The organism is Sandaracinomonas limnophila, from assembly GCF_004005965.1.
GTDB classification, from domain to species: domain Bacteria; phylum Bacteroidota; class Bacteroidia; order Cytophagales; family Spirosomataceae; genus Sandaracinomonas; species Sandaracinomonas limnophila.
The window spans coordinates 141,275-168,044 of sequence record NZ_SACY01000003.1 but is presented as its reverse complement, the minus strand read 5'-3'; the positions used below and the strand labels follow the sequence as shown (position 1 = coordinate 168,044).

The window sequence follows — 26,770 nt, the reverse complement described above, 5'->3', positions numbered from 1 at the left end:
ATGCGTATTGATCCCGAAACCGTCGAGCGAATTAAGCAGGCAGCCTCTGTTACAGAGGTGATAGGGGATTACGTTTCTGTAAAGAAAAAAGGTGCAAATTATTGGGCATGTTGTCCTTTTCATGGGGAAAAAACACCCTCTTTTTCAATTTCACCAAGTAAAGGTTTTTATAAATGTTTTGGTTGCGGTAAAGCTGGTGATTCCGTTCGGTTCATAATGGACATCGAAGGATTGGGTTATGGGGAGGCCTTACGACATTTAGCCAAAAAATATGGAATTGAAATCAAAGAACAAGAATTAACAGATGATCAGGTGCTCAAGCAAAATGAGCGAGAGAGTTTGTTTATTATTTTAGACTGGGCTAAAAACTTTTTTAGGCAACAGTTAAATGAGTCGGAAGAGGGTCAATCTATAGCAAAACCTTATTTCAAAGAACGAGGTTTTTCTGAGGCAACGATGGAAGCCTTTGAATTAGGGTATAGTCCAGAAGCTTGGGATATTCTTTTGAAATCGGCCTTGAAAAGTGGTTTTACGGAGGAGATAATTCAAAAAGCGGGATTGGTAACTCAGAAAAATGATGATGGTAAAATGTTTGACCGATTCAGAAATCGTGTCATATTCCCGATTCATAACGTTTCTGGAAAAACAATTGCTTTTGGGGCAAGAATTTTGCGAAATGATTCCCAAAAGAATCAAGCTAAGTATTTGAATTCTCCGGAAACTGACGTTTACCATAAATCGAGTATAGTTTACGGTATATTTCAAGCAAAAAATGCGATTCGAACTGAGGATATGTGTTATTTGGTGGAAGGCTATACGGATGTGATATCCTTGCACCAAGCAGGTGTTAAAAATGTTGTGGCTTCTTCGGGTACTTCATTAACTCCTGAACAAATAAAATTGATTGGCCGGTTTTCTAAGCATATTACCGTGTTATACGATGGTGATTCAGCGGGTATCAAAGCGGCATTACGTGGAATGGATTTGATTTTGGAGGAAGGTCTGCAGGTAAATTTGGTTGTTTTTCCAGAAGGACATGATCCAGATTCTTTTGTTCGAAAAATGGGTTCTGAGGCATTTACAGAATTTGTGAAAAAGGAGTCAAAGGACTTTATCTCATTTCAAGCAAGTTTATTTCTAGAGGAGGCTGGTGAAGATCCTTTTAAAAAAGCTGAAATGGTAAAGGAAATGGTACAAAGTATTGCCAAAATTCCTGATGCCATTCAAAGAAGTCTTTTTATTCAGAAAACGGCTGGAATGATGAAGATGGATGAGGAAGTTTTGTTGAGTGAGATGAATAAAATTCATCTGAAGCAATATAAAAATTCGGTTAGTCCATTACCTGAAATTTCTCAGCAACAGCGACAAGAACTTCAGGAAATAATTGAGCCAATTGCCGAGGAAAAGAAAGATATTCAAGATCCAATTTATTATCATGAATTCGAATGTATTCGATTATTAGTAAATTTTGGACATTTGGAAATTAGTCCTGCTAATGCGCCTGGAGTAACTTTATTGCATTATATGGTGGATGAATTGGAAGGGATTCATTTCCATACAGAATTGTTTAATAAGGTATTTGGATTTGCAAAAGTTGAATTTCACCAAGAAAAGAATCCTGGGCCTAGTTTTTATTTGCAGCACGAGGATCAAGAAATACAGACCTTGGCAATAGATTTATCAGCTGAGAAGCATCAATTGTCGAATGCTTGGAAGGAAAAGCATGAAATTTATGTCAAATTTGAAACAGAAATGTTAGAAGATTTGGCCTATAAAAATATTCTTCGGTTGCGTAAAACACATAATGATCTACAGATTACTGAGGTATTAGGTAAAATGGCAAGTGGAGAGGTAAGTGAGTCAGAAATGAATGGTTTATTAGAAGAATTCATGAATTTGAAGCAAATTCAAAAAAATATTTCAACAGAATTGGGAACAGTTATTGAAAAATAGATATTTTTGTCCCCAAGCATTTATGAAAAAATTAGCAGCCCTTTTATTGATTACAGTTTTGCTTTACCAAGCAGGGGGATTTGCTTTACAATTCTTAAATCAATCGAGTGAAGAAATTTCATCTGAAGAAATTGCTCAATTGGATAAAGTTGTCGTAAAATTACCAATTTCTTTGCCTTATTCTCAAAACTGGGAGGAGCCCAAAAAAATAGAAGGTTCTGTCCAGAAAGGAGATGATTTTTACCAAATGGTAGAACAGAAAATGGAAGGGGATACGCTTTATACAACGATGGTTGCCAATCACTCCGCTCGAGAAAGTTTTTTAGAGTTAGCAGAAATGGTTGATCAACATTTGCAAAATAATTCTCCTAAACATGACCATTCCAAATCTAGTTTAATAAATTTACTGATTAAAGAATACTGTGACTCCAATCAAACATTTGTTGTGTACATCATGGATTGGTCACAACCCAATGTAAACTTTTTTACACCTCTGAATGCGTTATCTTCGTATTCTTCTGAATTATTTTCACCTCCAAAGTTTTGTTAATTTTTTTGACATTCTTATGTAAACAATTCTGCATATGTGGAATTGTAAACTTTTTGTAATCAATTAAATTAATAAGTAATGAAAAAGCTATGCTTTTTCCTATTCCTGTTTGTAGGTTTAGGAAATCAAATCATAGCGCAAATGCCTAATGACCATGTTTATATGGCTAAAAAGGATATTTGTGCTGCAGTAATCTATTCAAATACATCTTGGAATCAGTATTGGGAAAATACCTTATTTCGTGATAATCAAAATTTGGGTACTGTTTCAACCCAATCTTACATGTTAATGGCTGCTTATGGCCTTAAAGATAATACCAATCTAATTGCTTCTATTCCTTATGTGCAAACAAATGCAAGTGCTGGGAATTTGTTAGGACAGAAGGGTATTCAGGATGCAGGAATTTGGGTAAAACAAAAAGTTCAAATTTCTAAAGGACTTAATTCTCAATTTGTTGGTGGTATAACTGTTCCAGTTTCCAATTATGTTTCGGAATTCATGCCTTTATCAATTGGTAATAAGGCTACAGATTTACAAGTTCGTGGAATGCTTACCTATCAAATTCCAAATACAAAGTTTTATACCAATGCACTTGTTGGTTACCACCTTCGTGGTGTAAGTAAATTAGATCGTGATTCGTATTTGAATGGAATTACAATGATCAATACCGCAACAGCAGATGTTCCTGATGCAATGGAGGCTAGTTTTAAGGTAGGTTATCTGAAATGGGATAACCAGGTTGAATTGTATGTTGATCACTTTGCATGCGTATCGGGTGATAATATGCGAAGGAATGATATGCCATTCCCAACTAACAAAACGATGATGACAAGTGTGGGAATTTATGGAAAATATCAACCAAAGAATATAGGAGTTAATGCTCGAATTCAACATGTACTTCAGGGTGTTAATACTGCGCAAATGACCACCTATTCTGTAGGACTTTTATATCAATTTACTTTACTGAAATAGTCATGAAAATATTAAATAAAAAATATAAAAATATATTATCCCTTATCCCCTCATACCTTTTACTTCTTACATCCTATCTCTTACTTCAGTCTTGTACAAAATTAGAGTTAGAAACGGTTGCTGAGCCATATTTGCCTGCATCATTAAATGAATCTGGAGGTAATTGGAAGACTTTTGTTTTGGCAAATGGTTCAGAAATTACTGTTTCAAAGCCATTGGATGTAAAGGATGCAAGCTATTTGAAGGAATTAGATTCCTTGAAAAATAATGTTGTAGGAAAATTAAGTCCGGAACAGTCCCAAGCTGTAAATTATTGGGGTGCTGGGGCGGTATATCGTTGGAATGAAATTGCAAGAGAATTGGCTGCACTCTATAATTTGCCACCGGCAGCGAATGCAAATGGTGTTTATCCGGTTCCAGATGCAGCAAATCCTAAGGCAGACCCCATGTTCCCGTTTGCAAATCCACCTTATACTGCTCGTGCCTTGGCCTATTTAAGCGTTGCCCAATATGATGCTTTGATAACAACTTGGAAGGCAAAATATACGTATAATCGTCCCGCTGCCTATACAGTTGATACACAAATTAAACCTTTATTACCTGTTTCTACCTTACCTGCCTATCCATCCGAAGAGGCCGTAGTAGCTCAGGCTTCCTATCAGATTTTATTAGCTATGTTTCCTGGAGAAGCGGACTATTTGAAGTCTAAATTAGATGAAGCAAAAAACATTGGTATTTGGGCTGGTAAAAATGTTACCTCTGATGTGTCAGCCGGCTTAAAATTAGGTGCAGATGTAGCAACCAAGGTAATGGGGCGCGCTAAAACAGATGGAATGGGATCCGCAAATAATCAAGCCTTGGTGCCTGGATTGGTTGAGCATGCGAAGGCTACTGGAATTAATAATCCATGGGCTTCTCAAGAGTCTCCTATTCGTCCACCAATGTTACCAAATTATGGAGCGGTAAAAACTTGGAATTTTGATCGAGTAACATTGGAGAAAATTAGACCAGCAAAACCTTATGTGGATGGTTCTGCAGAATTTCAAAAAGATTTAGAGGAGCTACAATCCATTCAAAAAAATCAAACACGTGAACAGGCTCGAATTGCAAATTATTGGGCAGATGGTCCTGGTTCTTACACGCCACCTGGACATTGGCATCGGATAGCAGCAAATGAGGCATTAGCTGCTAAATATTCAGAAATTAAAATGGCGCGAGTATTAGCCTTTATTGGTACGGCTTTAATGGATGCTGGAATTGGATGTTGGGAAACAAAATATTTTTATTACAGTCCTCGCCCACAACAATACGGTTTAAAAACTTCAGTAGGTTTACCTAATTTTCCAAGTTATACTTCCGGACACTCTACATTTTCTTTTGCTGGAGCAACTGTCATGAATTATTTTTTCCCTGAAAAAGCAGATTTGTTTAATAATTATGCGCAAGATGCTTCGGATTCTCGTGTTTATGGTTTAATCCATTTTAGAGCTGATTGTACTATGGGAAGAGAACATGGAAAAAACATAGGTAGTTATTCTGTAACTAGAGCTAAGTTGGACGAATAAAGATAAATACTAAGTGAAAAGTTAAAAGTTAAATGGTAAAAGTTTAAGGATATGGTAGCTATAAAAAAAGATTATTTGAAAATGTTGCAAACGGCATCATGGATAAATCGAATGATGATTGCTTTAGTGTATGTTTGGTTTGGATTTTTGAAGATTTTGGGGACTTCACCAGCAGAAGGTTTGGTGTCTGACTTGTTCAATGTGACCTTATCTGGGTTGATGAGCCCTTCGCAATTTGTAATATGTTTGGGAGTTTTTGAATGCGTGTTAGGACTCATTTGGTTATTTCCTTCTTTAACTAAAATTGCGTTTTATACATTAATTTTTCATCTAATTACTACATTTATGCCGATTGTATTATTGCCAAATACAACTTGGACAAGTTTTTTTAGTTTGACTTTAGTTGGGCAGTATATTGTGAAGAATGTTGTGTTGTTAGGGGCAGGGTATTTTGTGTATGTTTTCAATGCCCCTAGCTTTCGCTAGGGGTTATCCAGGTAAAGTCCTTCGGACTTTATATAGTTTGAGTCCAGTGAGTGCCCCTAGCTTTCGCTAGGGGTTATACAAGTAAAGTCCTTCGGACTTAAAATGATATCTATATCCCGAAGGGATATACTTGCTTAGCCACTTGCGTTAGCAAGTGGTTCATAGAAAATTATTCAAAGTATTTCAAATCAAAATCAATTTGATGTTCTTTTAGCATCCTCAATAGTTCATTGTAAGAGTTTTCTCTTTTATGATGCATTTCTTGATTTTGAATATATTTTATTAAATTATTTTTAGCGGATTGATTATAGGTAAATGCTCCATAACCCTCTTGCCAATTTGAAAATCCATTGAATAATTTATTTTCTTTAATGAAAAAATTACTTCCATTTTTTGTTTCTTTAATCAGGTCAGCAAGGGAAATACTTGGGTGTAATGTAGAAAGAATATGAAGGTGGTCTTCAACACCATTGATTTCAAATATCAGGCATTTTCGCTTTAGGAAAATTCCAGAAATATAATTAAATAAATAATTTCGATTTTCTTTGGTTAATAGAGGTTCTCTGTATTTTGTTGCAAATACAATTTGATATAAGGATTGGTGATAGGATCCCATTTTATAGATGTTTAGTGGTTAAATAAAAACAACTCAAAAAATATATTTTTATTTTATCAGAATATTGATAAAATCTAACAAGCCTTCTAAATTCCCACTTGAGAAAATTGCATTTTTTAACTTGTTTGAAGTTGGATTGATGCTGAAATTGTAAGCAGTTTCAAAATTTGCTTTTTCCAAGTTTGTACCTTCAAATTTCGCCCCCAATAGATTACAATTTTCAAATTTTGATTGCATTAATTCGCAAGAGGTAAAATCAACTTCTTCTAATGAACAATTCTTAAAAATTGTTTTATTTATTTTTAATTTAAAAAAAGAAGAACTTTTAAGTGAAGATTCAAAAAAACTAAATTGCAATCCAAACGAATTGCATGTTTCAAACAATATTCCCAACATTTTACAAGATTCAAAATCAACATCTTGAAATGCCGTATTTTTAATTTTTATCAAACTTAAATTGCAATCTTTAAAATTGCATTCGATAAATTTAGAATTAGAAAGGTCAACCTCATAAAAATTGCAATTATCAAAACGACAATTTTCATATTCACCCTTTTGGAATCGATTTTTTTGAAAATCTATTTTTGTGAAAGTTTCTTCTAAAAAATATGCCATAGAGAAAAAAAGGGACCGAAGTCCCTTTTAAAATTATATTCCTAAAATACGTTTATTTAGTTCTACATCTGGACCACCTCCTGCAAAATCATCAAATACCTTTTCAGTTGCTTTGATAATATGACTTGCAATAAATGGTGCTCCCTCAGTAGCTCCTTGTACTGGATCTTTGATGCAGCATTCCCATTCTAAAACTGCCCAACCCTTGTAACCGTATTGAGTTAATTTAGAGAAAATACTTTTGAAATCTACCTGGCCATCGCCCAATGAACGGAAACGACCTGCACGATTTACCCAAGACTGATATCCACCATATACACCTTGTTTCCCGGTTGGATTAAATTCTGCATCTTTTACATGGAACATTTTGATGCGTTCATGGTAGAAATCAATGTATTGCAAATAATCCATTGCTTGTAACACAAAGTGAGATGGATCGTAAAGAAGATTTGCTCTTTTGTGACCTTTAACGTGGTCTAAAAACATTTCAAATGTTACACCGTCATGTAAATCTTCTCCTGGGTGGATTTCATAACAAACATCTACACCGCACTCATCGAAGTAATTTAAGATTGGTAACCATCTTTTTGCTAATTCAGCAAATCCTTGTTCAACTAATCCCGCAGGACGCTGAGGCCAAGGATAAACCGTATGCCACATCAAGGCACCTGAAAAAGTCGCATGTGCATCTAAACCTAGATTTTGAGAAGCCTTTGCTGCATATTTTAGTTGTTGAACTGCCCATTCTGTTCTTGCCTTTGGATTTCCTTTTACTGAATCCGGAGCAAAACCATCAAAACTTTCATCGTATGCAGGATTAACTGCTACCAATTGACCTTGTAAGTGCGTAGAAAGTTCGGTGATTTGTAATCCCTTATCAGCTAATTTACCCTTTAATTCATCGCAATAGGTTTTTGATTCAGCTGCCTTTTGTAAATCAATACAACGGGCATCCCATGAGGGAATCTGAATTCCTTTGTAACCTTTTTCTGCAACCCAAGAAGAGATACTGTCTAATGAGTTGAATGGGGCTTCGTCGCCCATAAACTGTGCTAAAAATATAGCAGGTCCTTTTATCGTTTGCATTTTTTAAAATAGGTTTAAATTTTAACCCAAGCTTGTTTACGTGTACTTTCTAAGATTTTTTCGCAAATCAATAATTCACGATATCCATCCGCAAATGTTGGGAAAGTTGGATTTTCTGGCTGTTTACCTGCTTCAATCGCTGCATAAACTTCCTTAAATAATTGTTTAGAAGTGTCAGGGAAGCCTTCGTTGTGTCCTCCTGGGAAGGTTATGATATCTCTTGCTTCTGGATAAACCAAAGAAGGGTCTTTCATCAAAACTTGATTCGCCTGATCCCTGTTTCCAATCCAAACTTCATTTGGTCTTTCTGAGTTAAAAGCAAATGTTTTGTTAGATCCTGAAATCTCTAATTTCAATTGATTTTTTCTTCCAGCAGAAACTTGTGAAACAGTGATAGTTCCTTTATTTCCATTACTGAAACGTAATAAAACGTGTGCAGTATCTTCTGTATTGATTTGAACATCCGCATAATCCTCCGGATTCAACATTTTGCCTGAATACGTTTCTACTGGTTTTAACGGTTTTTTACGAATTGGGTGAACTGTATTGAAATCAGCCATAACCTCTGTGGTTTTCAAGCCAGTAATGTACTCAATGATATCCATTAAGTGAGATCCAATATCTGCAATGGCACGAGAATCGCCAGATTTGTCTGGTTCTAAACGCCAGTTATAATCTGTTGCATAAAACAACCAATCTTGTAAGTAAGATCCGATAATAGAGTAAATTTCACCCAAATCACCTTTCTCACGCATGGTTTTCATTTGGCGTACTAATGGATAGTAACGCAAGTTAAAGTGAACTGCATTCACTTTACCGGATTCCTTTGCTAAAGCAACTAATTCTTCCGCTTCATGCAAATCTTTTGCCAAAGGTTTTTCACAAACAACGTGCTTTCCAGCTAATAAAGCTGCTTTGGATTGGGAATAATGTAAGAAATTTGGCGTACAAATATGTACCGACTGAATATCTTCTTGTTTCAACAATTCATCAAATGTGTACCATCTTGGAATTCCTAATTGCTTAGCCTTTGCTTCAGCTAATTCAATAGTAACCTCACAAAGTGCTGCAACTTCAACATTTGGGAGCCTTCTCAAGGCCTCAATATGCGCAGGTCCAATAAATCCAGTTCCTACGATTCCAACTTTAATTTTCGACATATTATTATAATTAAATTTCAAATTTTGTCCACTTATTTTGATGATCATTTGCTGACCTAACCACATTTTCAATGAATGCCATTCCACGAATACCTTCTTCAATTCCTGGAAAATCATAAATCGGATCAGCTTCTTTACCTTCCCATCTAGCTCTTAAAGCCATGCTGAAATTACGATAAATATTGGCAAATGTTTCAACGTAACCTTCAGGGTGTCCTGCAGGCTGACGAGTATGTGCCATTGCATTCGCTGATAATTTACCCACATTCGTTCGAACGATTCTCGCACCATCATCTCGTGTTCTAACAATTAATGTATTCGGATCCATTTGTTTCCAAGAAATACCTGCTTTTGTGCCGTATATACGAACATTTAAATCGTTTTCTTCTCCGTTACAGATTTGGGAACAATGTAATAAACCTTTTGCGCCGTTGTTGTAATGCAAGAGAATATTTCCATCGTCATCTAATTTTCTGCCATCTACAAAGATGGTTAAATCAGCACAAAGTTCTGTGATATGTAAACCTGTAATGTATTCTACTAAATTTTCTGCGTGCGTTCCGATGTCACCAATTGCGCCAGCTGCTCCACATCGGGCAGGGTCAGTTCTCCAATCGGCTTGTTTTTGTCCAGTTGCCTCAACTAGGTCAATTAACCATCCTTGTGGATATTCAACAATTATTTTTCTGATTTCGCCTAAATCTCCTGCATCTACCATTGCTTTTGCCTCCTTCACCATTGGATAGCCCGTATAGTTGTGGGTTAGTGCAAAAATCAAACCACTTTTGTCAATGATTGTTTTTAATTCTTTTGCTTCTGCAAGGTTTAAGGTGGCAGGCTTGTCGCAAACTACATGAAAGCCATTCTCTAAAGCCATTTTTGCAGCAGGGAAGTGGACGTGATTTGGAGTTACAATGGAAACAAAGTCCATTCGCTCGCCTTCCGGTAATTCTTTTTCCTTCAAAATCATCTCCTCATAAGAGCCGTAAACCCGTGAAGGATTTAAATATAATGCCTCGCCTGTTGCTTTTGATTTTTCTGGATTAGAGCTGAATGCCCCACAAACTAATTCAATTTCTCCATCTAATTGAGAACCTCTTCTGTGAACTGCACCAATGAAGGCTTCTAAACTTCCACCAATCATTCCCATTTTTATTTTTCTACTTTGGCGACTCTTGGCAAGAGTTCCGCCTCCACCTTGTATCATAGTTTTTTGCGATTTAGATAATTACAAAAATAGCCTTAAATTTCGTTTTTTCGAATACTTTTTACCACAGATTTTTGAGAAATTTTTAAAAAAATGTCTAAAAAGTGTCATTAATTAAAAATATTTTTGTTTTTTTGTTTAGATTTTTTCAATTTACAATTGTAATTTTTCAAGAGTAAGTATCATTCTAAACCTTTTAAACAAAATAACATCTTATGAGTCAATCTGTTAATGCCAACCGTTTATTTCTCGCGAGTTGCTTTGCGCTTATCACGACTGCCTTTTCATTTAGTATTAGAGCAGGTATTTTAGGACAATTAGGTTCTGAACTAGGTTTAAATAATGTGGAATTAGGTACCATTAATTCCATGTGGTTTTTAGGATTCCCTATTGCAATGGTTTTAGGGGGTATTTTTTACACTTCTATCGGTCCTAAATTGATTATGCAAATTGCGTTAGTAGCGCATGCTGTAGGTATTTTAATGACTATTTACGCAGTTGATTACAATACTTTGTTGATTTCTACCTTATTGATCGGAATCGGTAATGGTTGTACTGAGGCGGCATGTAATCCGATGATTGCGGATTCATACTCAGGAAACGAAATGAATACTAAATTGAATCGTTTTCACATGTGGTTCCCAGGTGGAATCGTTGTTGGTTCTTTGATTTCTAAATTTATGACTGATGCAGGAATGTCTTGGCAGTCTCAAGTTTGGGTAATTATTTTACCAACTGTTTTATATGCAGTTTTATTTGCTGGTCAAACATTTCCTAAGCCTAAAGCTGGTGACACAAATGTTGCAGCAAACTTTAAAGCCATGTTGAATCCATTGTATTTGTTTATGTTGGCTTGTATGGCATTGACAGCAATCTCAGAATTTGGCCCTCAAAACTGGGTAGGCCCAATTTTATCTAAAGCAGGTGCTAGTCCAATGTTAGTTTTGGCTTTAGTTACAGGTTTAATGGCAGTGGGTCGTTATTTCGCTGGTCCAATTATTGCTAAAATTAATACAGTAGGTGTTTTATTATTCTCTGCAATATTTGCCTTTATTGGTTTGTATTTAATGAGTAGCATGTCTGGATCAACTTTATATTTTGCTGCATTTATTTATGGTTTGGGAATTTGTTTCTTCTGGCCAAATATGTTAGGTTTTGTAGCAGAAAATATGCCTGAAACTGGTGCATTAGGACTTTCAATTATGGGTGGATTAGGTATGTTCTCTTCTTCAATCTTCCAACCGATCATTGGTGGCTGGATTGATGGTCATAAAGCTACCCAATTAGCTGCTGGTTTAGCTGGAGATGCTGCAGATTTAGCTGCAGGACAAGCTACGCTAAGCAACATGATGCTTTTCCCTGGTATTTTAATTGTTGTATTTGCTGTGCTTTACTTTACAAGAAGAAAAGCTGCATAATATGATTTAATTATAGTAAATTAGGGGCGGATTTTCGCCCCTTTTTTTATGTATAAACTTAGCTGTTTGTTTCTTGGTTTATTCTTGGTTTCTTGTCAAGAAAATTGGAACATCGACCCATTGCGAGTTAAAGAATTTTTAATAAAAGAATCAAAAAATTATCCGGAACGTATGGTTGAGTTTGAAACTCGATTAGGAAATTTTCAAATTGAATTATCTAATAAAACACCACTGACAACAACAAACTTTATCAGACTTGTCAAACTTGGCTACTTCAAGGATAGATACTTTTATAGAAATATTTATGATTCAGGTATGCAAGGGGGAGGAGAATACAAGGATCGCTTGGATTACCTTGTGCCAGCAGAATATGTGGATGAATTAAGGCCTGTTCGCGGAACGATTGCCATGGCTAGATACGATGAAGGGAACCCTGAAAAGGCTTCCTCTTCAACTGAATTCTTTATAGTTACAGATACTGAAGAAGCTAAACGATATTACAATAATTATGTGGTTTTTGGTAAGGTGATTTCAGGAATTTCAGTTTTGGATTCTATGAAAAAACAAAGATCATTCTTTGAAAAACCTGTTGTTCCTGTGAAGTTTTCTATTAAAGTTGTTCGGTGATTTTGGAGAAAACAGTTGCCAATAACAATACCAACAAACATCCCACCACATTTAACCATAAAAAGGCCATTGCATCTATCTTCCATAGATAAATGACTGCTGCCTCAGCTAGTATTGCTGCATAAAAAACAGAATTTCCATTGGTTTTGGGTAAATAAAAGGCACATAAAAATACACCCAAAATGGTACCATAAAACCAAGAGCCCAAAATATTGACTACCTCAATGAGAGAGCCCATATTGTTTGCATATTGTGCTACAACCAGACAAAATAGGCCCCAAATTATAGTCATCCACTTACTTGCCCACCAATAATGTTGATTGCCTTTATTGGTTACCCAAAAACGTTGATAAATATCGACCATAGTGGTTGAGGTTAATGAACCAAATGCAGAAGCCATGGAACCCATTGAAGATAATAATATCATTGCAATAAGAAACCCAACAATTCCTATGGGTAAATGATTTATAATGAATGTTAAAAAAATATAATTGCTGTCTTGAGTGTCTTTTTCGGGATATTTGTTTTTAATAATTTCAATCGCATTTTCCTTGATTTTCTTTTCCTTTCCGTATAATTCAGCTAATTTTTGACTTTGTTCTTGTGGGAGATTACCGGTTGTTTGGTAGTTTTTTACTAAGGCTAATTCTAAATTTTTCTTTTCTGTAAATAGCTGTTTTTTTTCTACAATTAATTCTTGAGCTGCTGGGATTTCCTTCCAAGTTTTTTCCAAATTTTGGTTGAAAAATAGGGGAGGTTCGTTGAATTGATAAAAAGTGAAAACGAGTAATCCAACTAATAGAATAAAAAATTGCATCGGAATTTTGATAAATCCATTCATCAACAATCCCAATTTACTTTCAGAAGTGTTTTTGGCAGTTAGGTATCTGCCAACCTGACTTTGATCCGTTCCAAAGTAAGATAATTGCAGGAAAAAGCCACCAATGATACCCGACCAAATGTTGTACCGATTATTTAAATCAAATTTCCAATCAATTAAATTCATTTTTCCCATTTTCCCAGCCAAATGAAGGGATTCATTGAGCCCAACTTCTTCTGGTAATTGGTAAATGATGAAAACCGCAGCCAAAATCATACCTAATAATACTACAGACATTTGAAGCATCTGAGTATAAGAAATAGCTTTAGAACCTCCTAAAACACAATATGCAGTAACAACAAGAGCCGTAATTATATTGGTAGTGCTTAAATCCCAACCTAACAATGAGGATAAAATTATTGAAGGCGCTGCAATGGTTACTCCGGTGGAAAGGGCTCTTGGAATTAAAAATAAAATACTGGTTAGAATTCTTGTTTTGGCATCAAATCGCTCTTCTAAGATTTGGTAGGCCGTGTAAACTTTGTATTGAAAAAAATTTGGAATAAAAGTTGTGGACAAAACAATCATTGCCAGAGGTAGTCCCAAGTAAAATTGAACAAAACGCATACCATCCGTGTAGGCTTGTCCAGGTGCAGATAGAAAAGTAATAGCTGACGCTTGTGTAGCCATCACAGAAAAAAGGATGTGGTACCAGGGTAACTCTCGGTCGGCTAATAGAAACCCTTGTAAGGAATGTTTTGTTTGGCGGCCCTTCCAAGCCCCATAGGCAACAATACCTCCAATGGTTAGAAAAAGAATAATCCAGTCGAGCGTTTTCATCCTTGATAAATTTTAGTTAAAAGAATGAAAATTAGGATGATGGATACTAAAAATGCAATGAGTACTCGATACAATGATTTCCAGTTTCTTTCCATTTTAAATAGGCTTTTGAATAATCCCCAAATTTGCAAACAATTTTTTGAAATATAAAAATAGATTTATACCTTTGCAGTCCAATTAAACGCGGGCGTGGTGGAATTGGTAGACATACCAGACTTAGGATCTGGCGCCGCGAGGCATGGGGGTTCGAGTCCCTCCGCCCGTACCACCAACGGCAAGCCCTCTTACCAATAGGTTTGGGGGCTTTTTTTTTAATGCATAAAAACAATTTGTATGAACATTTCTCTCAACAAATCAGATGATTTACAAGGTCGTTTGACAGTTGTAGTTTCCGCTCCTGATTATCAGGAAAAAGTAGAAAAGAAAATTAAGGAGTACCGCTCCAAGGCGAATGTAAAGGGTTTCCGTCCAGGAAATGCCCCAATGCCTTTAATTAAAAAATTGTATGGAACTTCTGTATTGGTTGAAGAAATCAATCATTTATTAGGACATGCAGTTGGTGATTACATCAAAGAAAATAATTTAAAATTAGTGGGTGAGCCTTTACCTGCTACTTCTGAAACTGAAAACATCGATTGGGAAAAAGATACAGAATTTACCTTTCATTACGATTTAGGATTTCACGGAGATTTTAAAGTAGAGTTGGATAAAATTAAATCCATTACTTCCTATGAAATCAAAGCTGGTAAAAAAGAAATCGATGAAACGGTAGAGAATCTTAAAAAGCAATTCGGTGAGCAAAATCATCCAGAATCCGTTGAAGATCGTGATTTAGTTTTCGGTACGTTTACTCAAGGAGAGTGGGTTGAGAAATCTGCTATTCCAATGCACGCTATTCAAGAGAAATCTAAAAAGATATTTTTAGGTGCTAAAAAAGGTGATACCTTAGTTTTTGCAATTGATAAAGTTTTTGTTGATGCAAAATCTTTAGCTTTAGCAACAGGCAAAAAAGAGGAAGAAGTTGGAGAATTGAAAGGTGAGGTTTCTTACGCTGTAGAGGACATTACTCGTTCAGTACCTGCTGAAATGAACCAAGCATTTTTTGATAAAGTATTAGGTGCTGATAAGGCTTCTGATGAAAAGTCTTTCATTGACCAAGTAACAACTATCATTCAAGATAATTACAAGCGTGAAGCTGAATATTTATTGCGTATTGATGCTGAAAAAGCATTAATCGACCAAGTGAAGATTGATTTACCAGATGCATTCTTGAGAACTTGGTTGATCAAAATCAACGAAGGAAAATATACTCCAGAGCAAATTGATCAAGATTTCGACAATGTGAAAAAAGATATTCGTTGGAACTTAATCAAAAACGAAATTGCTACTCAAAATGAAGTAAAAGTTGAGTATGCTGAGGTAGTTGAAAAAGCTAAAGATATGGTTCGTGCGCAGTTTGGTGGTTATTTGCCAGCTGACCAGCCAGGAATGGAAGAAATGGTTGATAAAATTGCCATGGGTTATTTAACTGATAAATCAAAGTCAGATAATTTCATGAATTTGTACAATCAGGCATTTAACGATAAGGTTTCTGCTGTAATCGTTGAAAAAGTTCCATCCAAAGTAAGCAAAATTGATGTAGATAAATTTAAAGAATTGGCTGCGGCACTTTAATTTTGTCACATTATTTCATAAAAGAACCCCGTGAATGCGGGGTTTTTTTATGAACTTAGTTAATCAGTTTTATGTTTACCTTTTTTGAATGAGGTTTACTCAAAAATACTTAAATTTGAATCTTAAATATTAAAGAATATGTTTCCGAAGGAGTTATCAGGAGAAGAGTTTCGTAAATATGCCGTTCATCATCGTGGATTGAATGGATTGGCAGTTGATCAATACATGAATCAAATGGGTGATCGCCCTATTCCAGGTATCAATGACATGACCCAATACATCATTGAAGAAAGACCGATGCGTTTTGCTCAAATAGATGTTTTTTCTCGTTTGATCATGGACAGAATCATTTTTATGGGAGTTCCAGTTGACGATTACATGGCAAATATCATTGTTGCTCAATTGTTATTCATGGAGTCAACTGACGCCAAAAAAGATATCGTTATGTATATCAATAGTCCGGGCGGTTCAGTGTATGCCGGATTGGGTATTTATGATACAATGAATTATATCCGTCCAGATGTAGCCACTGTTTGTACATCTTTGGCAGCCTCAATGGGAGCAGTAATTTTAGCAGGCGGTGCAGCAGGAAAGCGCGCTGCATTGGAACATGCTAGAGTAATGATTCACCAACCTTCAGGTGGCGCGCAAGGACAATCAAGAGATATTGAAATCACAGCTCGTGAAATCGTGAAAATTCGTAAAGAGTTGTATGAGATTTTAGCGAAACATTCAGGAAAAACCTTTGATGAGATTGAGAAAGATTCTGATAGAGATTATTGGATGAAGGCAGAGGAGGCGAAGGAATATGGTTTGATTGATGAAATTTTAAGAAGACAATAGGAATGGCTAAAAATTCAAAACCTCATTGTTCGTTTTGTGGAAGACCTAAAAATGAAGTAAATATGCTTCTTTCTGGGTTTGAAGCACATATTTGTGATGCTTGTATAAGTCAAGGATTTGAGGTTATCAAGGAAGAATTGCCAACCGCCAATACTTCAAAATGTAGTAAAAAATACCAATTTGATTTAGTAAAGCCTAAGGATTTGAAGGTTCATTTAGACCAATATGTAATTGGACAAGATGAGGCTAAAAAACACCTTTCAGTTGCCGTTTACAATCATTACAAGCGTTTGATGCAACCGCAGCAAGCAGATGATGTGAAGATCGAAAAGTCTAATATTTTGATGGTGGGAGAAACGGGGACTGGAAAAACTTATTTGGCACGTACTTTGGCACAGCGTTTGCAGGTACCTTTTTGTATTGCTGATGCAACTGTAATTACAGAAGCAGGGTATGTAGGAGAGGATGTTGAAACCATTTTAACTCGTTTGCTACAAGCCGCAAATTATGACGTTGAAAAGGCAGAATGTGGTATTGTTTTCATTGATGAAATCGATAAAATTGCACGTAAGTCTGATAATCCATCCATTACGCGTGATGTTTCAGGGGAAGGAGTTCAACAAGCCTTATTGAAATTATTGGAAGGTTCGATAGTGAATGTTCCGCCGCAAGGTGGTAGAAAGCATCCTGACCAAAAGATGATTGCTGTAAATACAGAGAATATACTATTTATTTGTGGGGGAGCGTTTGATGGGATTGACCGACACATTGCCAAGCGTTTGAATTCTCGTCCTATTGGTTTCTCTGGTGATGATATGTTCCATGATTCTTTTGAAAAGGATCAAATCATGAAGTACGTAACTGCGCAAGATTTGAAGTCATTTGGATTGATACCAGAGCTTTTAGGTCGATTGCCTGTGATTACCTACTTGAATCCATTAGATGCAAAAGCACTTTTGTCGATTTTAACGGAACCGAAAAATGCATTGATTAAACAATATGAAAAGTTGTTTACGATGGAAGGAGTACAATTGAAATTTGAGCCAAAAGCATTGGAGTACATGGTGGCACAAGCCATGGAATATAAATTGGGTGCAAGGGGATTGAGGTCAATTATGGAGGCCATCATGACCGATGCGATGTTTGAAATTCCATCGAAAGAAAATGTAAAAGCCTTTACGGTGGATTTGGCTTATGCCAAAGAAAAATTTGAAAAAACCGTTTTCCATCAAATGAAAGTCGTTGCTTAACATGAAAGCTTTAACCATTTTTTTGAGTTTCTTTTTACTAAATTTTGTAGCATTTGCTGGAGAAAATGAAAAGGAAAATAATGCCCCAACTGCCTTAGTTGGTGCTACTGTTGAGCCTGAAGTGTCCACTCAAAAAGATGCTGAAGTGAAAAAAGAAGTGATTAATAATCCACCCCGAGCTTTATCAAAAAAAGAAATAAAGGCAATGGTTAAGGAGGTTAAGGCAGAAATGAAGGAGGTAAGAAAATCGGGCAAGGGACCCTCAAATTGGGAGCCAAACTTGAAAATAGGAGTAACACTTCTTGTATTAGCCATATTATTAACCTTTTTAGGCATAGGTTGGGTAGGTAGCCTTGCTGCGCTAGCAGGCTTATTTTTTGTGATTGTGGGATTATTACATACGTATAATTGATGAAGCCTACTATTTTGTTTATCCATGGATTTGGAGAAGATGCTCAGATTTGGGATGATTTTTTGCCAAACTTTTCATGGGATTGGGATATTGAAAAGATAGATTATTCTGCTTGGACAGATTGTTCAAGTATTGCTGAATATGCAGACAAAATTGTAAAAGAATTAAATCAGGGACCTTATTATTTAGTAGGACATTCCATGGGCGGTTATATTGCCTTAGAATTGGCTTCAAAATATTCTGATAAAATTTTGAAGGTAGCCATGGTGAATTCCACAGCTAAAGCGGATACAGATGAGAAAAAAGTACAGAGAGCAAAAACGGCAGAACTCTTGAGAAAGCATGGTACTTCTGTGTTTATTCGTACTTTTTTGCCCAATATGTTTGCGGAATCAAAGCGAGATGAATTGAAAGGTCTAATAGATATTCTAATTAACAAATACCAAGAATTATCAAATGAGGCTTTGGCAAGGGCAACTGAAAGTATGTCGGTTAGAGCAGATTTTCAATCGTTTTTACAAGAAACTTCCATACCATTTTTGTTTATTGCAGGTGAAGAGGATAGTTTTTTTACAATAGATAGCATTTTAGAATATTTACAATTCCCAGGTTCCAAGCATTCTTTAGTTAGTTTGCCAATTGTTGGACATCATGCAACCTATGAGGCTCCAACGGCTGTACATTACCTATTGGAGGAATTTTTTAATCAATAATGAAAAAAATTATCATCGCACTTGATGGATTTTCCTCTTGTGGAAAAAGTTCAACTGCTAAAAAAGTAGCAGCTGCTTTATCTTATGCTTTTATAGATACAGGGGCTATGTATCGGACAGTTGCTTTGTATTTTGTTCGAAATAATGTGAATTATTCAGATATTGAAAAGGTAAAAAAAGCCTTAAAAGAAATTCACATTACCTTTCAATTTAATCCCTCAACAATGGCATCTGATGCTATTTTGAATGGCGAAAATGTGGAAGCTGAAATTCGCAAAATGTATATTTCAGAATTGGTAAGTTCAATTTCATCCATTCCAGAGGTTCGATATGAAATGGTTGCACAGCAACAAAAAATGGGACTTGATAAGGGAATTGTAATGGATGGTAGAGATATTGGAACAGTGGTTTTTCCAAATGCTGAATTGAAAATTTTCATGACAGCAGATCCTTTGATTCGTGCCCAAAGAAGACAATTGGAATTAGCTCAAAAAGGGGAAAATGTGCCAATTGAGGCAATATTAGATAACCTCCAAAAGCGTGATCAGATTGATATGACCCGGTCTGAAGGGCCTTTGAAAAAGGCAGATGATGCGATCGAATTAGATACTTCTCAAAGAACTTTAGAAGGTCAAGTTGAATTTGTTTTAGAGCAGGTTCGTCGTGTTCAAAATGCCTAAGTCGCCTAAAATATTACTCATTGGCCAGGGTCTAGCTGGTAGTATTTTAGGATTTGAATTGCTCAATGCAAATTGTGAGTTAACAATTTATAATTCTCCCACAATTTTTTTTACATCCTCAATTGCCGCTGGAGGTTTGTTTAATCCGGTTACAGGTCGAAAACTAGAAAAGACTTGGTTGGCAGATGAACTATTCGAACTGATATTTTCCTTTTATCCTTCTTTAGAAAAAGTACTCGGAAAAAATGTTTTCCACCCAATGCCCTTGTTTAGACCTTTCGCAAATGATGAAATGAAGGATTGGTTATTAGAGCGAAAGTCCCAAATTGACCATCCGTATTTAGATTGGACCGAGGAAGGGGTTTGGATAAAAAAGACTGGTTGGGTCGAGGTTGATAAATTAATCGAGGCTTTAGCAGTTTATTTTTATCAACAGGCAAAGGTCTTTGAAAAACCTTTTGTTTATGAGAATTTAATTGAATTTGATGCTAATCAATTCGAATATGAATCAGAGTTTTATGATTATGTGATATTTTCAGAAGGATTTCATGCACAACAAAACAATCCTTATTTTAAGCATCTTTGTTTTTTGCCTGCCAAAGGAGAGTTGATGAAAATAAAATCAAATGAAGCTTCAGAAGATTATATCGTAAATAAAAATGGATTTTTGTTACCCATTGGCGATAAAATGTTTAAACTGGGAGCCACTTATTCTTGGAAAGATTTTTCACAGGTTCCTTCTGAAACAGCTTTGGAAGATTTACAAAAAAAAGCTGAGCTCTTTGGTTTAAAAGAATATCAAATTGTTGAATTATTGGTGGGAGTTCGGCCTGCCACACAAGATCGGCGACCATTTGTTGGTTTTATCCCAGGTAAAAACATTGGTATTTTCAACGGATTTGGTTCAAAAGGGGTTTCTTTGGCGCCTTATTTTGCTAAGGAATTAGTCGAAAATATTCTTCATCAAAAAGAAATCAATCCAGAAGTATCAATTCATCGATTTTCTCATTTATTTTCCGTTTAAATCATTAAATTTGGTATGTAATATGTGTCAAATGCCTACCAAGTATTTTAAAAATTTTCTTTGTGTTTTTTCTCTTTTGTGTTTTTTTACAACATTGAAGGCTCAAGAGTTTTTTCCAACCCAAAGGAAAATTGAAAAAACACGTATTCAATACGAAAAGCAATCTTGGAAATACATCAATAACGAAAACTTTGAAATTTATTATTTTGGCAAGAATGAAAATTTAGCTAAAAATACTTTACAGATTTTGGAAAAGGATTTTTCAAGAATGACTCAATTATTGGGATATACGCCTTATCAAAAGGTCAAAGTTTTTGTTTATCCTTCTCAAGATGATTTGTTTCAAAGTAATTCTGGTATAAGTTTCTCGAATTCCTTGGAAATTAAGATTAATAATTTAGAACGATTTAAGATTGAAATTGCCTTCAAAAATGATCTGAAACAGTTTAAAAATGAATTACTAACTTCACTTGCCTCTGTTTATGTAAATGATATGTTATACAGTGGTTCTGTAAAGGATGTATTGCAAAATTCCTTGTTTTTGAACGTTTCAGATTGGTTTATTAAGGGTATTTGTTCTTATGCAGCCCTCGGGGAAACTTCTGAAATGAATCAGTTTATGTTTTCTGCTATTCAAAACAACAAAATCAGAAAATTGACAGTTGCAAAGGGAAAAGAAGCTGATATGTTAGGGCAATCTATTTGGAATTATATTGTTAAAATGTATGGGGCATCCTCAGTTTCTAACATTTTGAATTTAACTCGAATTATTAAAAATGAGCAGTCTTCTGTTGCAAGTACCCTTAAAAAGCCTTTTGGTAAATTTCTTCAAGATTGGTTTAAATATTATTACAACCAAAATAGTTTTGTGACCCAAAATGTGGTAAATCCTGAGAGATTTAAAACCATTGCACATGTTGATTTAGCAAACTCAAAGAATATTTCCGAATTACAATTGAGTCCTGATGGAAAATATGCAGTATTTTCTATTCAAAACCAATCCAAATTTGATTGTTACCTAGTTACCAATGGTTCAAACAAAAAGCAACTATTTTTTAGTCAAAATTTGAATGATCCGATGAGTTTGGAAAGCCTCGTTGGACCTAAATTTGCTTGGGGAGCTGGCAATACGCTATATGTTTTAAATGCTGCCGAAGGAAAAACCTTTTTAAATACCTATGCCCCACTTGTAAGCAGCAAAGGCAATTTAAAGTTGACGAATAAGCGAGAATTAAAGGATCTGAATGTGCTTTCTATAGAAGCCTCAGCTAGCCAACCTAAATTATTGATGAAGGTTTTGCGGAATGGTCAGGTAGAATTAGGGATTTTTGATTTACGAAGAAACCGATTTAATGCTATTGCTTCTGAGGCTTCGAACAAGACAATTGGCCATTGGGAAAAAGAAGGTAAAAATATTTTATTTGTTGGTTCTACAATTATCGATACGACTTCAATTTCCACAAAAAACGAAAGTCAATTCGGTTTGTATTTTTATGATGTTGAAGAAGGGAAGTCAAACTTGGTTTACAAGTTAAAGGCTGATGTGAAAGATTTTTATTGGAAATCTGATAGCACAATTCATTTTTTTGTAAACAATAGATTAGGAAAATCCTTATTAGTAGCTAATTTGAATAACCAACAATTAAAGGAAAAAATGTTGAATGTTGGAAATTGGGATGCTTTTCAGTGGGGGGTATCCGAATCTTTGGTTCGGAAAACAGATTTGTTGGAACAACAAATTGTCTGGGTGCCTAATGAGGAATTGTTAAAGGGAAATGAGGTTAATTTTATTTCAGATATTTCAGATATGCCAGAAGTAATTATTGGTTCAGAAAATTCAGATTTGGATTCAACTACTAATTCATTGATTTTAAAAAGAAATTTAGAGAAAAAGGCCCGATTGGAACGAAATATGAGTCAAAAGGCTAAAAATTCAACAGGAGGCAAACAAGGAGCTCAGATTTATGAAAATTCATTAGTTCTAAATCCGCTAAAAGGTACTTTTGTGTCGGATCCTATTCGTGGGCTAGGCTATTCTTTGCAAGCAAACATGAATGATTTGATGGAAAATCATTTGATTAGAGGAGGGATTTATTTGTCGTCCAATTTAAAAAATACCAATTGGTGGGGCGAATACAATTACCTTGAAAATCGAATGGATTGGAGTATTAGATATGATCGTAAAGTGCTTAATCAAGAAAATGATTACACATCTTCCCAAAAGATACGATTCAATCGAGTTGAGTTAAAAGCTTTATATCCATTTGATTTAAGAAATAAATTAGTTGTTTCGAGTACCTATGCCGAAAATAGAGCCATAGATCAAATCAATTTTCGAACTCCCGATAATGTAATGGGTTATGCTGGATTGAAAACAGAATACCAATTAGAAAATGTCAATCAGATTGACGAAAATTTGGAGGAAGGCCAAAGAGCATGGGCATCAGTTGAATTTCAAAAAGCTACAAGAACCACCGGTGGTTATGCAAAATTTTTACTTGATTTTAGGAAATATATCAAAATAAAAGATTTCCTATTTTTCAATTCTCGAATTTCACTTTCTCATATTCAAGCTGTTGGAGGTTTTTCAACAACTCCCCAAACAATCATGGGAGGAATGGACAATTGGTTGTTTCAAACGCATGTTGGCAGAACAACTGCAAATCCTTTGGGAACAGAAGGTTTAGCAAACAGAGATGTTTTTATGAGTGATTTTGCAGGCCCTTTGCGTGGATTTGGAATTAATAAACTTTCAGGAAATTCTCATTTTTTAGTCAATTTAGAATTGCATTTACCCGTTAAGCAACTCATTGGGAACGGACAAGAGAGAAGCCAATTTATTAATAATTTACAATTGGTTGGATTTACAGATATAGGTGCTGCATGGACAGGAAATTCTCCTTTTTCTAGAAATAATGGATTCAACACAAACGAATATGGTGGAAAAACGAATCCTTTCAAAGCTTCAGTAACAGATTTTAGAAACCCATTTTTAATTGGATTGGGTGTTGGAGCTCGTACAAAAATATTAGGTTATTATGTAAAGGTAGATTATGCCTACGGTTTTGAAGATTTAAGTGTATTACCAGCAATGACATACTTATCTTTTGGTAGGGATTTTTAGAAGAGACTAGAGATTAGAGACGAGAGAGGAGTGAATTGAATTAAAAAATATAAAAGTGAATACAATTGAACATTTATTAAAAGCAAGTAGAGAAAATAGTAAAGAAATTTCCATGGCAAGTCCTGAAATGAAAAATCAGGTTTTGTTGGATTTAGCCAATTTATTAGAAGCTAATACTACGAAAATTATTCTAGCGAATCAGAAGGATTTGGATCAAATGGATGCCCACAATCCCATGCGCGATCGACTTTTATTAAATGAGGGAAGAATTAAGGCATTAGCAGAAAGCGTTCGAGATATTACCAATTTGGCTGATCCATCGGGTGCAGTTTTGATGGAAAAGACTTTAAAAAATGGACTTTTGTTAAAAAAGATTGCTGTTCCTTTGGGTGTTGTAGGCATTATTTATGAATCTAGACCCAATGTTACCGTTGATGTTTCTGCACTTTGTATTCGTTCAGGAAATGCGGCAGTGTTAAGAGGTGGTTCAGATGCTTGGCATTCCAATTCCGTTTTAGTGGAAATTATTCAGGAGGCTTTAGTAAATAACGGCATTTCTAAAGACATAGTTACTTTGTTACCAACTGCTAGAGAATATGTTTCGGAGTTTTTGTCGGCCACCAAATATGTAGATGTAATTATTCCTCGAGGTAGTGATGCCTTAATTCAACGCGTTAGAAGAGAATCTTTGGTACCAACGATTGAAACAGGTGCCGGGGTTTGTCATACTTATGTAGCAGAAACTGCAGATTTATCTAAAGCCATTCCAGTGGTTATCAATGCTAAGGTTTCAAGACCTTCAGTTTGTAATTCTTTAGATACAATTGTATTACATAAAAATATTGCTAAAGATTTTTTAGAGGGTGTAATTGATGGTTTATCGAAATATAATGTAAAGATTTTTGCAGATGACCTAAGTTTTGCTTTACTCAAAAATTTGGACTATCCATTAGTAGCAAAAGCAACAGAAGAAGATTTTGGAAGAGAGTTTTTGGATTTTGCTTGTTCTGTAAAAGTGGTTAATGATCTTTCAGAGGCATTAAATCATATCAGTAATTTTTCTTCTCGACATTCGGAAGCCATTATTTCAGAAGACGAATCTGAAGCTAATTTATTCTTACAAGTGGTTGATGCCGCCGCAGTTTATTGGAATGCTTCTACTAGATTTACAGATGGTGGTGTTTTTGAATTGGGGGCGGAAATTGGAATATCAACTCAGAAATTACATGCCCGAGGACCTTTTGCCTTAGAAAAACTGGTAACGGAAAAATGGGTTTTGGTAGGAGATGGTCAAACTAGATGGTAGTCTAGTACTCGTAATCCAGTCCAAATTGCTTTTTCATTTCAACTAAAATAGGATATTTTTCCGCCAGAAAATTATATTTATCCTCCTGGGTATATAAAACTTTTTTGTCTAAAGGTTGCTCAGGTAAAACATCTAAAATGATGTCAATTTGTGAATTTCTTAATTTCTCACGCAATGTTGTTAGTAACTCTAATCGAATCGACTCATTAAATTGTTGAACCTGTACCTCATTTTCAACTTTTAAATGAATTTGTCCATCAATTAAATGAATCTCTCGATTCATCATAACGTACTTGTTAATTAAATTTCCATCTTTAAATTGGTTCGCAATTTGGTTCCAAACAGCAATCAATTGTTCTTCATTGAAAGATTCTGATTGATTTAAATCGTTTGAGTTTGCCTCTGTTTCTTTTGGACTTATTGTAGATTTTGTGAGGATTTTACTAGAACGAATTCCTAAGCCAGAAAGACTTGGTCGAGGTCCTGTAGTTTCACTACGGGTTACTTGAACTTGAACCCCTTTGGGGTTCGTTGCAGGTGTTTCGTTCGTTCCCGTAGCTTCGCTATGGGCTATTACAGGTTCAAGTCCTTCGGACTTGGCTTCAGTTAGTTCCTTTACTTGCTCACTTGCTAACTTGTCAACCTTCGAGGTTGACATTACTTTTTTCCCGCTTCGACCTCCGACGAATGGGTGCTTTCTGGTTTAAACACCGAAGGCAAATAGTTTATTTTTAGTAAAGTAAGCTCTAATAATAGTCTTGGATTTTTAGATGTCTTGTAATTATTTTCAGCATTGGAACATAGGTTCATTGCTGATAATAAATAAGAAACTGTTAAAAGATCAGATTGACTTTTAAAACGTAGCCTATTTTCTTCACTAATATCCATCAATGCCAAGGTGCGTGGATCTTTGGCAAAAAGAAGATTACGAAAATGTTCCATTAGTCCACTTAAAAACTGGTGGCCATCAAATCCTTTTTGAATTATTTCATTCAACAATAACATGGCCTCACTGTGTTGTTGTGCCGCCAATGCGTCTGTTAATTTAAAATAATATTCTGAATCTAAGACATGCAGATTCTCTAATACGTTCTTATATCTAAGTGTATTGTCTGTTGAATAGGTAACATTTAAATCAAACATTGAAAGTGCATCTCTTAATCCACCATCAGCTTTGATAGCAATTAAATCTAAGGCTTCCTTCTCCGCAGCAATTCCTTCCTTTTCAGCTATGTTTAGCAAATGTGCCGACATATCTTTCCATTGAATTCTGTTGAAGTCAAAAATTTGACAACGAGATAGAATTGTTGGAAGGATTTTGTGTTTTTCAGTTGTCGCTAAAATAAAAATAGCATAGGAGGGAGGCTCTTCCAATGTTTTCAAAAACGCATTAAATGCGGCAGTTGAAAGCATGTGAACCTCATCTATAATGTAAATTTTAAATTTACCATCTTGAGGTGGATACCGAACCTGATCAATCAAGTTTCTGATATCATCTACAGAGTTATTAGATGCAGCATCTAATTCATGGATTGCCAATGAGGTATTTTCTTGAAATGACTTACAAGAATCACATTGTCCACATGCCTCACCATCTTCTCCTAGATTTTTGCAATTGATTGTTTTTGCTAAAATACGTGCACAGGTTGTTTTACCTACCCCTCTTGGACCACAAAATAAAAATGCCTGTGCCAAATGTTGCGATTTAATAGCATTTTTTAAAGTGGTGGTAATGTGACTTTGACCTACGACCGAATCAAATAGAGTAGGTCTGTACTTTCTAGCAGAAACAATAAAATTTTCCATACTGCAAGTTAAATGTAATGCCT

24 protein-coding genes and 1 tRNA gene are annotated in these 26,770 nt (G+C 35.3%); 17 read left to right on the top strand and 8 right to left on the bottom strand.

Translation table 11 applies throughout. The annotated features are described in order from the left end of the window. The 5 genes from dnaG to EOJ36_RS06885 all read left to right on the top strand — a co-directional run bounded on the left by dnaG (nt 1) and on the right by EOJ36_RS06885 (nt 5,526). Nucleotides 1-1,953 carry a DNA primase gene (dnaG, locus tag EOJ36_RS06905; protein WP_127803732.1) on the top strand — a complete coding sequence of 651 codons (1,953 nt, stop codon included), beginning with the start codon at nt 1-3 and terminating at the stop codon, nt 1,951-1,953. 22 nt (nt 1,954-1,975) lie between these two features. After that, entirely contained in the window at nt 1,976-2,503 is a 528-nt protein-coding gene (locus EOJ36_RS06900; RefSeq protein ID WP_127803730.1) for a hypothetical protein, read from the top strand. Between the two features lie 78 nt (nt 2,504-2,581). Then, nucleotides 2,582-3,475 (top strand): hypothetical protein, encoded by an 894-nt coding sequence (locus EOJ36_RS06895; RefSeq protein ID WP_127803728.1) that lies wholly within the window; start codon nt 2,582-2,584, stop codon nt 3,473-3,475. A 2-nt stretch (nt 3,476-3,477) separates the two neighbouring features. Then, on the top strand, nt 3,478-5,040 hold the full coding sequence (locus EOJ36_RS06890; protein WP_127803726.1) for a phosphatase PAP2 family protein: 1,563 nt from the start codon (nt 3,478-3,480) through the stop codon (nt 5,038-5,040). 51 nt (nt 5,041-5,091) lie between these two features. Beyond that, nucleotides 5,092-5,526, top strand: coding sequence for a hypothetical protein (locus tag EOJ36_RS06885; protein WP_127803724.1), 435 nt, complete (start codon nt 5,092-5,094; stop codon nt 5,524-5,526). 169 nt (nt 5,527-5,695) lie between these two features. Here EOJ36_RS06885 and tnpA read toward each other — a convergent pair whose 3' ends face one another. Genes tnpA through EOJ36_RS06860 form a run of 5 tightly spaced genes read right to left on the bottom strand, consistent with a single transcriptional unit; the run spans nt 5,696 to nt 10,153 of the window. Then, nucleotides 5,696-6,142: an IS200/IS605 family transposase gene (tnpA, locus tag EOJ36_RS06880; RefSeq protein WP_127803722.1), complete on the bottom strand. Its 447-nt coding sequence runs from the start codon at nt 6,140-6,142 to the stop codon at nt 5,696-5,698. Nucleotides 6,143-6,190: 48 nt separating this feature from the next. Further along, nucleotides 6,191-6,757: a pentapeptide repeat-containing protein gene (locus tag EOJ36_RS06875; protein ID WP_127803720.1), complete on the bottom strand. Its 567-nt coding sequence runs from the start codon at nt 6,755-6,757 to the stop codon at nt 6,191-6,193. 33 nt (nt 6,758-6,790) lie between these two features. Beyond that, a complete protein-coding gene (locus EOJ36_RS06870; RefSeq protein ID WP_127803718.1) occupies nt 6,791-7,843 on the bottom strand; it encodes a sugar phosphate isomerase/epimerase family protein in 1,053 nt (350 codons plus the stop codon). A 14-nt stretch (nt 7,844-7,857) separates the two neighbouring features. Next, nucleotides 7,858-9,003, bottom strand: a complete 1,146-nt coding sequence (locus EOJ36_RS06865) for a Gfo/Idh/MocA family protein (RefSeq protein ID WP_127804411.1) — start codon at nt 9,001-9,003, stop codon at nt 7,858-7,860. A gap of 10 nt (nt 9,004-9,013) precedes the next feature. After that, the gene (locus EOJ36_RS06860) at nt 9,014-10,153 is read right to left on the bottom strand and encodes a Gfo/Idh/MocA family protein (protein ID WP_127804409.1); all 1,140 of its coding nucleotides are present in this window, start codon (nt 10,151-10,153) and stop codon (nt 9,014-9,016) included. A 272-nt stretch (nt 10,154-10,425) separates the two neighbouring features. Here EOJ36_RS06860 and EOJ36_RS06855 point away from each other — a divergent pair, with 272 nt between their 5' ends. Continuing rightward, nucleotides 10,426-11,628: an MFS transporter gene (locus tag EOJ36_RS06855; RefSeq protein WP_127803716.1), complete on the top strand. Its 1,203-nt coding sequence runs from the start codon at nt 10,426-10,428 to the stop codon at nt 11,626-11,628. A 66-nt stretch (nt 11,629-11,694) separates the two neighbouring features. Continuing rightward, entirely contained in the window at nt 11,695-12,255 is a 561-nt protein-coding gene (locus EOJ36_RS06850) for a peptidylprolyl isomerase (RefSeq protein ID WP_164847864.1), read from the top strand. Here EOJ36_RS06850 and EOJ36_RS06845 read toward each other — a convergent pair. Beyond that, nucleotides 12,239-13,915 (bottom strand): sodium:solute symporter, encoded by a 1,677-nt coding sequence (locus EOJ36_RS06845; RefSeq protein WP_127803712.1) that lies wholly within the window; start codon nt 13,913-13,915, stop codon nt 12,239-12,241. The two genes, EOJ36_RS06850 and EOJ36_RS06845, sit on opposite strands and share 17 nt — an antisense overlap. Before the next feature lie 183 nt (nt 13,916-14,098). On the opposite strand from EOJ36_RS06845, the gene EOJ36_RS06840 reads away from it, so the two are divergent. The 10 genes from EOJ36_RS06840 (at nt 14,099) to EOJ36_RS06795 (ending at nt 24,941) form a co-directional block, all read left to right on the top strand. After that, nucleotides 14,099-14,183: transfer RNA gene (locus EOJ36_RS06840), tRNA-Leu, on the top strand. 65 nt (nt 14,184-14,248) lie between these two features. Then, nucleotides 14,249-15,589, top strand: coding sequence for a trigger factor (locus tag EOJ36_RS06835; protein ID WP_127803710.1), 1,341 nt, complete (start codon nt 14,249-14,251; stop codon nt 15,587-15,589). Nucleotides 15,590-15,727: 138 nt separating this feature from the next. Further along, nucleotides 15,728-16,432, top strand: a complete 705-nt coding sequence (locus tag EOJ36_RS06830; RefSeq protein WP_127803708.1) for an ATP-dependent Clp protease proteolytic subunit — start codon at nt 15,728-15,730, stop codon at nt 16,430-16,432. A 2-nt stretch (nt 16,433-16,434) separates the two neighbouring features. Continuing rightward, nucleotides 16,435-17,682 carry an ATP-dependent Clp protease ATP-binding subunit ClpX gene (gene clpX, locus EOJ36_RS06825; protein ID WP_127803706.1) on the top strand — a complete coding sequence of 416 codons (1,248 nt, stop codon included), beginning with the start codon at nt 16,435-16,437 and terminating at the stop codon, nt 17,680-17,682. A 1-nt stretch (nt 17,683) separates the two neighbouring features. After that, entirely contained in the window at nt 17,684-18,094 is a 411-nt protein-coding gene (locus EOJ36_RS06820) for a hypothetical protein (RefSeq protein WP_127803704.1), read from the top strand. Continuing rightward, the gene (locus tag EOJ36_RS06815; RefSeq protein ID WP_127803702.1) at nt 18,094-18,807 is read left to right on the top strand and encodes an alpha/beta fold hydrolase; all 714 of its coding nucleotides are present in this window, start codon (nt 18,094-18,096) and stop codon (nt 18,805-18,807) included. Before EOJ36_RS06820 ends, EOJ36_RS06815 begins: the two co-directional genes overlap by 1 nt. After that, nucleotides 18,807-19,487: a (d)CMP kinase gene (gene cmk / locus EOJ36_RS06810; RefSeq protein ID WP_127803700.1), complete on the top strand. Its 681-nt coding sequence runs from the start codon at nt 18,807-18,809 to the stop codon at nt 19,485-19,487. Before EOJ36_RS06815 ends, cmk begins: the two co-directional genes overlap by 1 nt. Then, nucleotides 19,480-20,511: an NAD(P)/FAD-dependent oxidoreductase gene (locus EOJ36_RS06805; RefSeq protein WP_127803698.1), complete on the top strand. Its 1,032-nt coding sequence runs from the start codon at nt 19,480-19,482 to the stop codon at nt 20,509-20,511. Before cmk ends, EOJ36_RS06805 begins: the two co-directional genes overlap by 8 nt. 94 nt (nt 20,512-20,605) lie before the next feature. Then, nucleotides 20,606-23,635: a BamA/TamA family outer membrane protein gene (locus tag EOJ36_RS06800; RefSeq protein WP_127803696.1), complete on the top strand. Its 3,030-nt coding sequence runs from the start codon at nt 20,606-20,608 to the stop codon at nt 23,633-23,635. A gap of 55 nt (nt 23,636-23,690) precedes the next feature. Then, on the top strand, nt 23,691-24,941 hold the full coding sequence (locus tag EOJ36_RS06795; RefSeq protein ID WP_127803694.1) for a glutamate-5-semialdehyde dehydrogenase: 1,251 nt from the start codon (nt 23,691-23,693) through the stop codon (nt 24,939-24,941). 1 nt (nt 24,942) lies between these two features. Here EOJ36_RS06795 and EOJ36_RS06790 read toward each other — a convergent pair whose 3' ends face one another. After that, nucleotides 24,943-25,599 (bottom strand): hypothetical protein, encoded by a 657-nt coding sequence (locus tag EOJ36_RS06790; RefSeq protein WP_127803692.1) that lies wholly within the window; start codon nt 25,597-25,599, stop codon nt 24,943-24,945. Next, the gene (locus tag EOJ36_RS06785) at nt 25,599-26,747 is read right to left on the bottom strand and encodes a DNA polymerase III subunit gamma/tau (RefSeq protein WP_127803690.1); all 1,149 of its coding nucleotides are present in this window, start codon (nt 26,745-26,747) and stop codon (nt 25,599-25,601) included. The genes EOJ36_RS06790 and EOJ36_RS06785 overlap by 1 nt, the downstream gene beginning before the upstream one ends. Nucleotides 26,748-26,770: the final 23 nt, after the last annotated feature.